Annotated in this window: 14 protein-coding genes and 1 pseudogene; 5 read left to right on the top strand and 10 right to left on the bottom strand. The window is 36.6% G+C overall.

Annotated elements, in window-relative coordinates; all coding sequences use genetic code 11:
* Positions 1 to 195: 195 nt before the first annotated feature.
* Entirely contained in the window at positions 196 to 2070 is a 1875-nt protein-coding gene (locus tag PQ474_RS12380; protein WP_273843624.1) for a transglycosylase domain-containing protein, read from the top strand.
* Between the two features lie 80 nt (positions 2071 to 2150).
* On the opposite strand, the gene PQ474_RS12375 is transcribed toward PQ474_RS12380, so the two are convergent.
* The 5 genes from PQ474_RS12375 to queG form a co-directional block, all read right to left on the bottom strand.
* The gene (locus PQ474_RS12375) at positions 2151 to 2708 is read right to left on the bottom strand and encodes a YufK family protein (protein WP_273843622.1); all 558 of its coding nucleotides are present in this window, start codon (positions 2706 to 2708) and stop codon (positions 2151 to 2153) included.
* A gap of 315 nt (positions 2709 to 3023) precedes the next feature.
* Positions 3024 to 3497: a tRNA (uridine(34)/cytosine(34)/5-carboxymethylaminomethyluridine(34)-2'-O)-methyltransferase TrmL gene (gene trmL / locus PQ474_RS12370; RefSeq protein ID WP_273843621.1), complete on the bottom strand. Its 474-nt coding sequence runs from the start codon at positions 3495 to 3497 to the stop codon at positions 3024 to 3026.
* A 175-nt stretch (positions 3498 to 3672) separates the two neighbouring features.
* Positions 3673 to 4551, bottom strand: a complete 879-nt coding sequence (locus tag PQ474_RS12365; protein ID WP_273843619.1) for an amidase domain-containing protein — start codon at positions 4549 to 4551, stop codon at positions 3673 to 3675.
* A 112-nt stretch (positions 4552 to 4663) separates the two neighbouring features.
* Positions 4664 to 5194, bottom strand: coding sequence for a methylated-DNA--[protein]-cysteine S-methyltransferase (locus tag PQ474_RS12360; RefSeq protein ID WP_273843617.1), 531 nt, complete (start codon positions 5192 to 5194; stop codon positions 4664 to 4666).
* A gap of 71 nt (positions 5195 to 5265) precedes the next feature.
* Complete coding sequence (gene queG / locus PQ474_RS12355) at positions 5266 to 6405, bottom strand: tRNA epoxyqueuosine(34) reductase QueG (RefSeq protein ID WP_273843615.1); 1140 nt, start codon at positions 6403 to 6405, stop codon at positions 5266 to 5268.
* Positions 6406 to 6484: 79 nt separating this feature from the next.
* Here queG and PQ474_RS12350 point away from each other — a divergent pair, with 79 nt between their 5' ends.
* On the top strand, positions 6485 to 7156 hold the full coding sequence (locus PQ474_RS12350; protein WP_273843613.1) for a B3/B4 domain-containing protein: 672 nt from the start codon (positions 6485 to 6487) through the stop codon (positions 7154 to 7156).
* A gap of 165 nt (positions 7157 to 7321) precedes the next feature.
* Complete coding sequence (locus tag PQ474_RS12345) at positions 7322 to 7762, top strand: Dps family protein (protein ID WP_273843611.1); 441 nt, start codon at positions 7322 to 7324, stop codon at positions 7760 to 7762.
* A 60-nt stretch (positions 7763 to 7822) separates the two neighbouring features.
* Here PQ474_RS12345 and PQ474_RS12340 read toward each other — a convergent pair whose 3' ends face one another.
* Both PQ474_RS12340 and PQ474_RS12335 read right to left on the bottom strand, forming a co-directional pair.
* Complete coding sequence (locus PQ474_RS12340; RefSeq protein WP_273843608.1) at positions 7823 to 8428, bottom strand: DUF3298 and DUF4163 domain-containing protein; 606 nt, start codon at positions 8426 to 8428, stop codon at positions 7823 to 7825.
* Positions 8429 to 8548: 120 nt separating this feature from the next.
* Positions 8549 to 9055, bottom strand: a complete 507-nt coding sequence (locus PQ474_RS12335; protein ID WP_273843607.1) for a ferritin — start codon at positions 9053 to 9055, stop codon at positions 8549 to 8551.
* Between the two features lie 207 nt (positions 9056 to 9262).
* Between PQ474_RS12335 and PQ474_RS12330 the strand changes: the two genes are divergently transcribed.
* Positions 9263 to 10051, top strand: a complete 789-nt coding sequence (locus PQ474_RS12330; protein WP_273843605.1) for a GNAT family N-acetyltransferase — start codon at positions 9263 to 9265, stop codon at positions 10049 to 10051.
* A gap of 921 nt (positions 10052 to 10972) precedes the next feature.
* Here the strand turns inward: PQ474_RS12330 and PQ474_RS12325 are convergent.
* Both PQ474_RS12325 and PQ474_RS12320 read right to left on the bottom strand, forming a co-directional pair.
* Positions 10973 to 11131 carry a hypothetical protein gene (locus PQ474_RS12325; RefSeq protein ID WP_273843602.1) on the bottom strand — a complete coding sequence of 53 codons (159 nt, stop codon included), beginning with the start codon at positions 11129 to 11131 and terminating at the stop codon, positions 10973 to 10975.
* A gap of 68 nt (positions 11132 to 11199) precedes the next feature.
* Positions 11200 to 11586, bottom strand: coding sequence for a DUF4181 domain-containing protein (locus PQ474_RS12320; protein WP_273843600.1), 387 nt, complete (start codon positions 11584 to 11586; stop codon positions 11200 to 11202).
* A gap of 420 nt (positions 11587 to 12006) precedes the next feature.
* On the opposite strand from PQ474_RS12320, the pseudogene PQ474_RS12315 reads away from it, so the two are divergent.
* Positions 12007 to 12903 (top strand): annotated as a pseudogene (locus tag PQ474_RS12315) (IS110 family RNA-guided transposase); the annotation flags it as partial.
* A 393-nt stretch (positions 12904 to 13296) separates the two neighbouring features.
* Here the strand turns inward: PQ474_RS12315 and PQ474_RS12310 are convergent.
* Positions 13297 to 13473: VanZ family protein (locus tag PQ474_RS12310; protein ID WP_273844038.1), on the bottom strand; the 177-nt coding region annotated here is incomplete at its 5' end.

Genomic DNA, 13473 nt, shown 5'->3' with positions numbered 1-13473 from the left:
ATTTCAATTTCTTCTGCTGTAATTCCTTGTTCCCTACTGTTTCCAACACCTAGAAAACTTTTTTAATGGTACAATACATGAGAATAAACTGAATGAGCACGAACAAGGATTTAACAAATAAAAAGGCGACTAAACAAGGTTAACGCAACCTTTGTTAGCAGCTTTTATTACAATTTGAAAAGAGTGTGTACAACAATGCTTAAATCTAGTACAGGGTGGATTTTAATTGGCCTTATCTTTATCGCATTTACCTTTTTATTAGTCGAAGTCACAGCTGAAGTCAAAGAAGTAAAAACTTTATCGGATGTGTTACAAGATCATGTTGACTTAAATGACATTTCTCTTTCATCAAATAGTTTCATGACGGACCGAAATGGAGATGTCATTAGTGAAATATATCGAGACACGAATCGAGTTTATTTAAACTATGACGAAATTCCTGCGCTTGTGATCGACGCTTTTATTGCAACAGAAGATCAACGTTTTTTTGAACATAAAGGCTATGATGCCATTGCGATTGCAAGGGCGATTATGGCTAATGCAAAACAAGAAGGAATTGAAGAAGGCGGAAGTACGATGACGCAGCAGCTCGTTCGTAACCTTTTCCTTTCGCATGACCAAACCTACAATCGGAAAATGAGTGAAATTCTTTATGCACACGAATTAGAGAAAACATATTCCAAACAAGACATTATTGAGCTTTATATTAACACTGTCTATTTCAGTAATGGAGTTTACGGAATTGAAGCAGCAAGCAGGTATTATTTTAATAAGCCGAGTGAACGTTTAACACTTGCCGAAGCTGCATTTTTAAGTGCAGTGCCAAACAATCCAAGCCATTACGATCCAATTATGAATAGTGACCGCACGAAATTAAGGCAGGAATGGGTTCTTAAGAAGATGCTAGAGGCTTCCTATGTCACTGAAGATCAATACGAACAAGCATTAACCGATTCAATAACGTTAAATGTCCGAACGAAAGTCGACAATCATCCGGATTATGTTACTTATATTCATCAAGAATTGATCGATCTTGTAGCTGAAAGGGAAGGGTATGATCTTAAACTTAGACAGGCCGAAACAGATGAGGCTAAACAGAAGATTGAACAATCCCTACAACAACACGTTCAACAATTATTAGTGCAAGGGATTCAAATTGAAACAGCGCTTGATCCATTTATGCAAAGCTTAGCGATTAAATCGATCCACAGGCAAGTACCGCAGTCTGATGTACAAGCTGCTGCTGTTGTGATTGATCACCAAAACCATGAATTAATTGCCCTTACAGGAGGGAAAGAGTATAAGAAATTTGATCTAAACCGTGGTTATCAAATGTACCGTCAACCAGCTTCCGCTATTAAACCATTACTTGTTTATGCACCTTACTTTGAAGAGTTAAATATTCCTCTCCAAAGTACAATAAATGCTGATCGTGTTTGTATAAAAGAAAAGAATGGTAAGGAGTATTGCCCTAATAATTACGGAGGTGGCCAATATGGCATGGTCCCTTTAATGACAGCCTTAAAACATTCTTACAACACACCGGCAGTACGTATTTTAGACAGAGTAGGAGTAGACACTGCTTTCACTTATCTCGATAAATTTTCATTTTCTAAAGTTGATTCAGGCGATCATTTGCTTGCCTCTGCACTTGGAGGGTTTACTCACGGAGTATCGCCGATTGAATTAACAAGAGCCTACACAACGTTTGCTCAGAATGGCTCTTATCGACCAGCTTATGGAATTAGACAGGTAACTGCTAAAGACGGAACCATTCTTTACAGTTGGGAAGAAAAGAAGGTTGAAGTATGGAGTAACACAACTAATGACAAGATGCGTAAACTTCTAGCAGAAGTCATGGAAAGCGGTACAGCAACTAGAGCTCAAGTCTCTGCCCCTTACTCTGGGGGAAAAACAGGTACTTCGAGTGATTACATTGATCTCTGGTTTGTCGGATTAACCGATCAGTATACAACTGGTGTTTGGGTTGGAAAAGATACATGGTCAAGCATTGCTCATATCTCAAGTAAGGCCCCTCATTTAGAAATATGGAAAGAGTTAATGAAATAGGCCTTTCATTCCATACGGATTGTAACCTGTTTTCTAAAAAAGCCACCACTCAAATTCATTTAGAGTGATGGCTCTTCCTTTTAAAATGGTAAACTAGCCATAAAACTGTTATAAAGTTTCACTAATGCTAGAACAACAGCAAGTATAAATACACTCCAAAAAATGACCTGAAAAAAGATAAAGCCAATTAGTCCTGCTGTAGTTAATGTGTTACTTATCTTATAAACCAGATAAATAAAATAACACAAGCTTGCTACAAGAAATAAAATAACAATGAGTAAAACGTACTGAGCGAGCAAAAGCGCCAGAATACTTGAAACAAGATAAATCCATGACCCCGCTCTAACTTTGTTTAATTCATTTCCCTCTTCATCCTTTGAAAAAAAGAGCATAGAGAGTTCAATTGTAGTATCTGCAATTAATTTTAACGCTGAAAAAACCATAAAGAAGAATAATTGCAAAAGAAAAAGTAGCGTTAGTTTAATTCCACTCTCTGATATAAATTCTCTCATACCATTATAGATACCTAAGTCAACCAACTGATTTAAAAGAAACCCTTGAAAAAAAATAGCAAAAGCCAAACTGAATAAAAGGATAGATATTAGTGGAAAATGACTGGTAATATAGCGATTTGTCAACAGACATGTCTCCCATTCTTTTCTTACTTTTTTGGATATTTCTAGCTAGCTGCTAGAAACTAATTTTGACTAATCCGTCACAAAATTGCTCTTTTCATTTCTTTTGTAAACGAATTGCATTATAATGAGTTTATGATTTGTGACAAGGAGGAATAAAAATGGGTACATTACTCATCCTTGGTGTTAGTATTGTTTTCCTTACTGCTATTTTTACTGCAGGGTACGAAGACAATCCACACAAGAATTAATTACAGCCTCTTTATAGTTCTTAAAAATCGACCAAGCTCACTTGAGATGGTCGATTTTTTTTGTTTGTTAGGATAAGCCTGTGAATCCTTGTTGACGAATCGCTTCATAAATGACAATAGCTGCCGTATTCGATACATTTAAAGAGCGAATCTTATCCGTTTGCGGAATTCGAAAACAACGGTCTAAATTTTTCTCAATGATATTTTGTGGAATTCCAGTCGTTTCTCGTCCAAACACGAAAAGATGGTCAACCTCTTTATCTGAGTAATCAAATTCACTATAATTTTTTGTTCCCACTGTTTCAATATAATAAAATTGACCTTCAGGATAGGAGGCAAATAGCTCGTCCAATGAATCATAATACTTAATCGTCACGCTCGGCCAATAATCACAGCCTGCTCGTTTAAGCATTTTATCATCCGTCGAAAAACCAAGTGGACGAATTAAATGCAGCGTTGTATTTGTACCCGCACATGTTCTCGCAATGTTTCCTGTATTTGCAGGAATTTCTGGTTGATAAAGCACGATATGTAAGCCCACGTGCAAACACCTCAATTTCTTCTCATTCTTTGTCCCTCTGCGACAAAATTCATTATATCACCTCTAGTTGAAAGAAGAAATCTAAATAAGGATGACTCTTACCTCGTTTTCTTCCCCTCATCTGTCACATTTTAACCCTAAGCAAGAGCAACACATGTAAGAGTCATCCAATAGTCTACGTTACAATTTGAAAAAATTTATATTTAATATTCGGCGTCCAAGCAGTCGAATCTTCATACTTCCAATAACGCATTCGACTATTCGCCGTCTGGGCGTTCACAAGTGGTTCCCCATTTGGGTCTTTCGCAACGACAATCGTTGTATGTTGCCACCGCCCATCTCCGTCAAAGTCATAGCAAATTAAGTCGCCTGGTTCTAGTTCTGACGCTCGCTCTTTTTCTATTCCACGTAATCCATTTTGTGCCCCGCTCAAGTACCATCTTAAAGAATGGGCAACGGCCCAGCTTAAACTCCATTTATCAGTACGATACCACCATCCCTTCTCACGATTAGAATGGCCCGTCATAGATGCTCCCCCAGCACGCAAGCACTGAGAAATAAAATTAGTACAATTATCTGTGAATTTTCGGTATCCTGGATTATAGTCATCCCACCAACGTTCTGCATACCGAACCGCTTCCCGGCGATTATAAGGTCTGGAATTCATATTCCGTTGATGCATCGTCACAGTTGGATCCGCTACAGCTTCTCGTTCTAACTCAAATTGATGATTGAAAGCATCTTCCACTAATTCTTCATTCGTAAAAATAGCTCTGCGATTCTCTCGTTCTTCTTCTATATAAAGTTCATCTTTTAATTGAATTAAATATTCAGTTCGCATACAGTAATCAACAAATAGCTGATGGTCTAAACTAGAGGATCGAACGATGTCTCCTTCTACAGAGACTTTTACGATTTCAGCTCCCCTTTCTTTATGCATGTTTCTTTTTTTTTCAACCTGTTCATCTTGCTGCCCTTCTCTGACCTCTTCTACAAATTGTTTATTCCTTCTTTCAATATGTTCATGTAATTTTTTTACAATTTCTTCCCTCATCATTCATTTCCCCTTTCCATTTAAAACCTATGCATAACTGTTTGCATTTAGAAATAGGGAGGGCCTAGGTCGTTTCATCCAACAAAAAAAAGAGTGACACAGTCACCCTTCCTTAAGAAATTTTTTCGATAGCTCCTTCAAGACTTAAAAGTAATTCCTTTTTATCTAATCCACCGCCATATCCCACCATATTTCCATTACTCCCAATCACACGATGACACGGAATAATAATAGGAATTGGATTTTGATTATTTGCGCCCCCGATAGCTCGAACAGCTTTAGGCGCTCCAATGCTTTGAGCAATCTCTTTATATGATTTTGTTTCTCCATAATCAATTTCACTTAATGTATTCCATACTTTTTTTTGGAATTCAGTTCCACATAAATCTAATGCTACATCGAATTTTCTTCGTTTCCCAGAGAAATATTCTTCTAGTTGTTGACAGATGGGCTTTAGTGTTTCGTCACAATGAAGGACTTCACCTTTTCTACCTTGTTTTTTCAACCAGGCTTTTAATGATGCCATACATTTAACTAATTCTCCAAAATGAATATGACAAACGCCCTTATCTGTTGCAACGATCGTAAGTGTGCCTATGGGACTATTCATTTCCGTGACATAATGAGTTGTTTGCGCTGTCATCTAATCCCTTCCTTCCGATTGTCCAATCTTTTCCTTATCTTACATTAGTAAGCTTAAATGGTGCTAGAAATTTAATCCTTGTATTCAAGGATATTTAGCCCTTTTTCGATCTCTCGAAGCACCTCTTCTTCTTTTTCTACATTTTTTGCCTGATTAAGTAGCTTTTTCTCTTCTAAGCTCCCTATTACACCAATAGCCCAAGCAGCTGTGCCTCTAATTACAGGACGGGGGTCCTTTTTTAATAATTCCGTTAGCACTGGCAATGCTTGCTGATCTTTAAAGTGAGCAAGTGCAATAATGGCATTTCTCTGTATCGGCTTTTTGCCGCGCCATGAACCAGATACATGCCCGAATTTATTTTTAAACTCTCGATTACTCATCGTTAGTAATGGGATTAACTTAGGTTTAGCAATTTCAGGGTCTGGCTCCATTTCAGGATGTAGATGAAAGTTTTTTCCTTTGTTTTCTGGACACACTTGTTGACATGTGTCACAACCATAAATTCGATTACCCAGTTTTTTTCGGTATTGATCTGGCAGAAACGTTTTTGTTTGTGTTAAAAAAGCGATACATTTATTCGAATCTAACTGTCCTCCCTGTACAAGGGCATCAGTAGGACAGGCATCAATACATTTCGTACATGTTCCACATTGTTCAGTCATAGGCGTATCCGGTTCAAAAGAGATGGTTGTGACTACTTCTCCTAAGTACACATAACTTCCAAATTCCGGTGTGATAATTGCACAGTTCTTACCACTCCAGCCAATTCCTGCACGTTCTGCCACAGCACGGTCTGAAAGTTCTCCTGTATCAACCATCGAAATCGTCCTAGCTTCAGGAACATGCTCTTGCAAAAACTGTTCAATCTTCTTCAAGCGATCTCTTAAAACATCATGATAATCCTTCCCCCATGATGCACGACAGAAAATCCCTCTCCGCTCTTCTTTCGTGTTTTTAGGTGGATTCGACATTTTCGAAGGGTACGCAAGCGCTATCGAAATAATCGTCCTCGCTCCTTGAAGCAGCTTCTCAGGTTCAACTCGCTTCTCTATATTCGGTTCCTCAAAACCAGATTGAAACCCTAATTCTTGCTGAGTAAGAAGACGATCTTTTAACTGAAGAAATGGGTCTGCAGAAGCAAAACCAATTTTATCGACTCCTATTGTTTTACTATATGCAATAAGCTTATCCTTTAATTGGGCAAGTGTCATAGGCCCTTCACCTTTCTTCTATCTTTTGTTACCCATATGCTACAATTAGCATAAAAAGATTTATTTGGAGGTTTTATCCATGGTTAACGTTTCAATCAATGAATCTGTTTCATTTCATGTCCCTCAGTTTAAAATAGGGGTTATCCATTACCATAATATCGTGATTAGCGACTCACCACAAATGTTAAAAGGTCGTTTACAATTTTTTCAAGAAACATTAAAGATCGAATTAGATACAAAACCGTTAGCAGAGTTTGCAGGTATTTCAGAATGGCGCCAAACGTTTAAAGCGTTAAACATGGATCCTGGGAGATATCGTCCTTCCCATGAAGCTCTCTTAAGACGAGTGAAAAAAGGTGATCCGTTACCACTCGTTCATTCAGCCGTTGACTTAAATACGTTCTTTTCTTTGCAATATAGTATTCCTTTAGGTATTTACGACTTGGATAAAATCAAAGGAGATATTACTCTTCGTCTTGGAAGAGAAAATGAAAGCTATGAGGGAGTAAACGGACGTGTAAATGATATGAGTGGAAAATTGGTAAGCACAGACACAGAAGGAGCTTTTGGTAGTCCGATCGTTGACTCGCTCCGCACAAAGGTAACCACAGATACCACCTCTGCTCTTCATCTATTTTATCTACGTTCATCCATGGAAGCAGAAGAGGCTACCAAATTGGTACAAGCTGCCGGAGAGATGTTCACACAGATTCACGGTGGGAGCTTTCTCCATAATGTTGTCACACCCTGAGTTTTACTTGGAAACGTCAAGGTAACCGAGTTAATGTCACTAAAATGCCCTATTTATTTCCAAAATCCACGAATTTATCACAGTATTAAAGAAAATTTTGGTTTATAATTTTCCTGAAATGGGAAATAGTAAAGTGAAGTGAAGTGAAAATGAGGAGGTAATCGTATGAGTCAAGACAAAGTATCATTAATCCTAAACAAGCAAATTGCTAACTGGAGTGTTTTATTTATCAAGCTACACAATTATCACTGGTATGTAAAAGGACCAGCCTTCTTCACACTACATGCAAAATTTGAAGAGCTTTATAACGAAGCATCTACACATATCGATGAATTAGCTGAACGCCTTTTAGCACTTAAAGGACATCCTGCTGCCACAATGAAGGAGTTCTTAGAGACCGCATCTGTTAACGAAGCTAGTGGCAGTCAAGATGCTGAAGCTATGGTAGGCGAACTTGTTGAAGATTTCAATACACTAATTGATGAATTAAAAGAAGGTATGGAAGCGGCTGATTCACTCGGTGATGAAACGACGGCAGATATGCTATTAGCGATTCACCAATCGTTAGAGAAACATAACTGGATGCTACGTTCATTCTTAAAATAATAGAAAAACGATGCTTACTGTTTAGAAATCCTCTCTATCTTTATAGAGAGGATTTCTTTGTTAGTAACTCATTCTCCCAAGTGCCCCATCCTCTAGCAACAAATCTTGAATATCAAATAGCGATATGACAAAGTAAGGAAATCCCCATGCGTAAGGAACTAACTCATAAAGTTGAAAGTACAGGACGAGAGCTTTATCAGCAATATAAAAATATTGATTAGCCGTAATACCTTGAAATTCATTTAAAATGGGAAGGTTTCTTTCTTCAATTTGTTTAGAGATTAATTCATTCAACCTTTCTTGATAATTTACATTAGGCTTAAAGAGATCTCTCAATGTATAAATACGACCATCTCTCACATTCATCGTTAATGAACGTTGAATCGTTATTCCATGGGCCCCCCCTGAGTAGGAATAATGGCTGTTTGTTAAACTTATGACCTCTCGCTGATTATTTTTTATTTCAAATCCCCCTGTGATCGTTGTTTGCTCATTATACGTTTGCTTTCTGATCATGGTCGTTACTTGTTTTCTAACCCTTTCGTTCAATCGTCTTTGAATATGTGAATCGACAAGTCCGGCTAACTCTGGATAATATACATCCAACCTGGGTGGTTGAATCATTTGACGTGAAATAATGTCAACTGGTAACTGAGTTGTATTCATGTTGAGCCCCTCCCTTATTAATGTATATGCAAGGAAAGGACTCTACATTTTTAAGTGTGATATCATGACAAAAAAAAGAGTACAAAACCGTTGTGGTTTTATACTCAATCATAAATCATATTATTCCGCCTCTGGTGTAAATGTACGCTTAGCAAATTCATCATCTAACATAAAGAAGGCATTACTATCATCATCAATACGTTTCAATTTTTGAATAACACTATCAAACATATCTTCTTCTTCAACTTGCTCTTCAATGAACCATTTCAAGAAATTGATTGTTGCATGCTCTCTATCATCAAGAGCCAGATCAGATAAGTAATATATTTTCTTTGTAACATCCTTTTCTTGAAGCAATGCTTTTTCAAATGCATCAAGAATCGAACTAAATTGATTATTAGGTTCTGCTAACTCTTGAATCGTTGCTCTTTCCCCGAGCGCATTAATGAAGTTATAGAACTTCATTGCGTGGAAGCGTTCCTCTTCCGCTTGAACTAAAAAGAATTTAGCAAATCCATCATAACTCTCTGCTGAACAATAAGCTGCCATCGCTAAATAGGAATGTGCTGCATAAAATTCATAATTCATTTGATCGTTTAACCCTTTTAATAATTTTTCACCGAGCATGTCATCACCCTTTATATTAATGTATATCGATATTATAACACTTCCCAAAACGAATCAATTCGAAACTAATATAAAAATTTCTTATTCTTCTACTTTCTAACATTTATCCTTAATTTCCTTTTAAACAAACGTTTAACTTTCACTTTTAGATATAGGATTTTGGGTTTTATGTTAAAATAGGTAAAAAATGAGGAGAGGGGCTCACTTATGATTAGGTTATTAAGTCAACATGATTACACTAGTTGTTTGGATTTAATAAAAGAACGCCCCGCTGAGAATTTATTTCTCATTAGCGATATTGAGACCTTTGGGTTTGAAGAAGACTTTCAACAAGTTTGGGGAGACTTCACAGAAGATGGCGAGCTAAGAGCTATCTTGCTTCACTATGAAGGAAATTTCATTCCATATAGTTCAGGTGACTTTGATGCTAAGGGGTTTGCAGAAATCTTTTCAGCGAGTAAACAGGCTGTTATGCTTTCAGGGTTAGATAAAATAACATCTAAGATACTCCATTACATAACCGTTTCACTTAAGGATCCTAGAAAACTATATTACGCAAAATGCAGCAACGCTTCAAAACTTCAGCAATCTAAACCGCAACATGTAAAAATTGCAACTCTAGCTGATATTAATCGTATTTGTGAGCTTTACACAAAAATCAAAGAATTCGAACGCCCCTCTTCCCCAGAAGAGAGAAAACGTTCCATGGAAAAGGGCGTATCAAGAACCTATTATGTCGAAGAAAAAGGTGAAATGGTTTCTGCTGTTTCCACTGCTGCAGAAAATAATTACTCGGCCATGGTTGTTGGGGTATGTACACTCGACTCTCATAAAAGGAAAGGACTTGCTAGCCGATGTTTAAGTAAGCTCTGTCATGATCTTTTAGCAGAAGGTAAAAGTTTATGTCTCTTTTACGATAATCCAGAAGCAGGTAGAATTTATAAACGCTTAGGCTTTGAAGACATGGATAGGTGGACAATGATTATGCGGAAGTAAATATTTACTATGTTGTAGTGCCAATTTGGATTAATTGGCACTTATTTTTTGAGTGCAACTTTACTGCCTTCAGACACCCACAAAGATATTGGGGCGCATGTTGTTCGACCTGGATTTTACGAATTTTTCAGTCTATGTTGCTTTGAAATAAAGTTTGCTAAATGGATTCTTTTTCAGCAGATTTAAGTTTGATTTTTATAAAAAAGCATTTTCTACCTACGTTGTTCCACAATCGCGCCCGATCGTTGAAGATCGGTAGCATCCTCCAGTAAAGAACTTTTTTGCAAAGTAAACAATATTTTTCTATGGAACAGCAAGAGGTACTTGAGCAATGTCTACAATCTACTTTGCCCCTGGTTGCACGAACGCTGGTACTACTACCCCTAATTGGATTGAAGAAAGAGCAAAATAACAGGTCTCGTTTAGCTGTAGACCATATAAAAATGATAAAGGTTGGATCATATGCAAATAACATTTATTAACTCTGTAAAAGCAAAGAAAATTGTTAATTATTATCTGGTTTTTCTTATAGGTGCAGTCTTTCTTTTAGCGTATTTAGGTGGAGACAACGATTATTTAACTAGCCAACAAAGCTGGGTTATATTTTATATATTAAGCGTGATCATGTTTGTAATTGGGTATATATATGTGTTTACCTATCCGAAAGAAGAGCGAAAAGAATTTTGGATTACCCATATCATTACGATAGCCTTCTTTGCTTGTTTGAATCTTTATCTGATTTTTTTTAGATGAGGCAAAGTAATATGGTAAAGTTAGTAAGTTTATTCAATAGGGAGATTCCTAGGTTACGAATGATATTGAGGTGGAGAGAGAAGTGCTAAAATTACCGAAGAAATCTAAAAATGAAGATGGTAACGTTACGATGATCACCCTTTTATGTAGCATTGAAATAAAGTTTGTTTAAATTAACTCTTTAAACCTTGATAAAAGAGCAAATAGAAAAAGCGTGTTTTGAAAAAAAGATTGATCAAAACACGCTTTTTCTATATTCAATTGAATCATTCTTTGCGTCCCATTCATAAAGAAAACGACCGTCATCAAGAAGGTTTCCATTCTCATCATAATTCCACTTGGTCATGGTGGTCCCGTCTTGAATGTCCGTAAGCTGGAAAAAAGAGCAATTACCTTTATTCAGCAATCGGCGCAAAACCAAAAATACCCAAGGTTAACCCTATACAAATAACAAGCGCTGCATAGACACCCATTATGATCGTGACTTTATACTCATTTGATTTTTTAAAAAAACGCCACTCCATGTAGGCTGTTACGCCAAAGAGAGAGGCACACCACATGAGAACAACCCAAAATACAAGAGTAGGATTGTAGTCTATTGCCAAATAGACACCGATTACGAACACAAAAGTAAGGATGTTGTCAAAGCGATTTTTTAAATATTTAGTGCTTTTAGAATCAGGTGTTTTTTCCACTTTTAGTATTTTCCTTGCCCATTGATCCACGTTTTTCGCAACGATAAAAGCAAGGATAATATAAACAATCATTTTTATTAAAAACATTCTCCACCACCCAGCACAAGAATATTAATATAGCTCAAGTGAAAATTCTTTTTTTAAAATGACCTAACCTGCTTTTTTCACTTTGATAAGGAGAGGCGATTCAACTTTGTTCGACCCGATTGTTGAAGATCATTGTCAAAGTCTTATTGAACAAAAGCACCCGTTCGTATTATAAGGTTAACCAGATAAGAAAATATTTCTGGTTGACCTTTTTTTATATGGTCTTATTATAACAGTAGCCAGGGTAGAACGTAAGCGCCCGTGGGGCTTAGACCCCGTCAGTTAAACCGTTCACCCCCTACTGGTAGAAACATGTTTGAGGCTGGTTGGGACTTAGATCTCGTATAACAAACGAAGCTATGATACTACTAGGAGGAATTAGGGGTTACTGGCAAGTTTAATTTGAGGAGGAGATTTAGAATGAATCCAGTCGTTGGTCTGGATGTTTCAAAAGGAGAAAGTGAAGTTCAGGCTTTTTTAGATAAGGGAAAACCTTACGGTAAAAGTTTTAGTATCAAACATGATCTTGATGGGCTAGGATCTTTACTTGAGTTTCTGGGTGGCATAAAAGATAAAACTGGTATTCAACCTTCGGTTGTTTTAGAAGCTACTGGACATTATCATGCACCAGTTGTTCAGTTTCTAGAGGAACATCAATATTTATTAATCATCGTTAATCCATTGATCTCTCATAGAGCCAAAAGTTCTAGTTTACGAAAAGTTAAAACCGATGCCATAGATGCCTATCGTCTTTGTGAGCTTTACTACAAAGAGGATTTAGAGCCATATAAGAAGCGTGGAATTCAACTCTTGAACCTTCGTAATCTCACAAGGCAACATGAGAATATAACGGGAATATATGTTCAAACCAAGTTACAATTTCAAGCAATATTAGATCAAATATTTCCTGAATACAGAGGGGTTTTTGGTGACTTATATTCTGTTGTTTCTTTGCTTACACTAAAAGAATTCCCAGCATCAGAAGATATTTTAGCTGTTAGTGAAGATACGTTGGCAAATAAAATTAAGGAATTCTGCAAAAGTCGCTCAAAGAAATGGGCAGAAGAAAAAGCTCAAGATCTTAAGAAAGCAGCAGCACGAAATCCATTTCAAAAGACACTATATCAAAGTCATTTACTGAGCCTTAGTATGTATATTGATATGCTTCTTCAATACAAAGAGCACCTATCAGAGTTGGACGCTGAGATAGATACTCTCGCAAAGGAAATTGAAGAATATAAGATTATCCAATCTATCCCTGGTATCGGAGAAAAAATCGCGGCAACAATCATTTCTGAAATTGGGGAGATAGATAAACTATTAGCTGGTTTAGCTTAATAAACAGATGTTTCACTTTCTAACTTCAGTTCCTTTAAAGAATTTAATATTTAAAATGAAAGACCAAGCAAAAGCAGATATCAACCCAATCCAAAAAATAGCGAAGTTTGAAAACAAGTAACTATTAAGAATATAGTAATATGTTTGATTTATAAACAAAGTTATTAAGAAGGTATAAAAGCCAAAAACACACCCTTTACCCCAATTATCAATTTCCTTTCCAGACATCTTTTTGAAAAATATCCCCATCCTATATCCTCAATTCTATATGATTTCTTTTAAAATAACCTTATTCAACTCTTCTGTCTCAATAGTAGAATAAGCGTTTCTTCTTGTTCCAGAAACGCTCCCGGTTTGTTTAAGAATAATCCTTCACAAACTTTCAAATGGAAATGCAGAATCTTCAAGGGGCTTTTTCAGCAATTTCTGAACGAACTTCATTTTCCAAATCCCGAATCCTAACAAAGCTCCAAGCATATTAAGGATGAAATCATCAATATCAAAACTTCCTCTTCTTGTAACTAATTGTATTACTTCAATAACGAATAA

The organism is Halalkalibacter alkalisediminis (assembly GCF_028610705.1).
Taxonomy (GTDB): Bacteria; Bacillota; Bacilli; order Bacillales; family Bacillaceae_D; genus Halalkalibacter; species Halalkalibacter alkalisediminis.
Note: the sequence above shows the minus strand (reverse complement) of the source record. Positions and strands in the feature narration are given on the sequence as shown.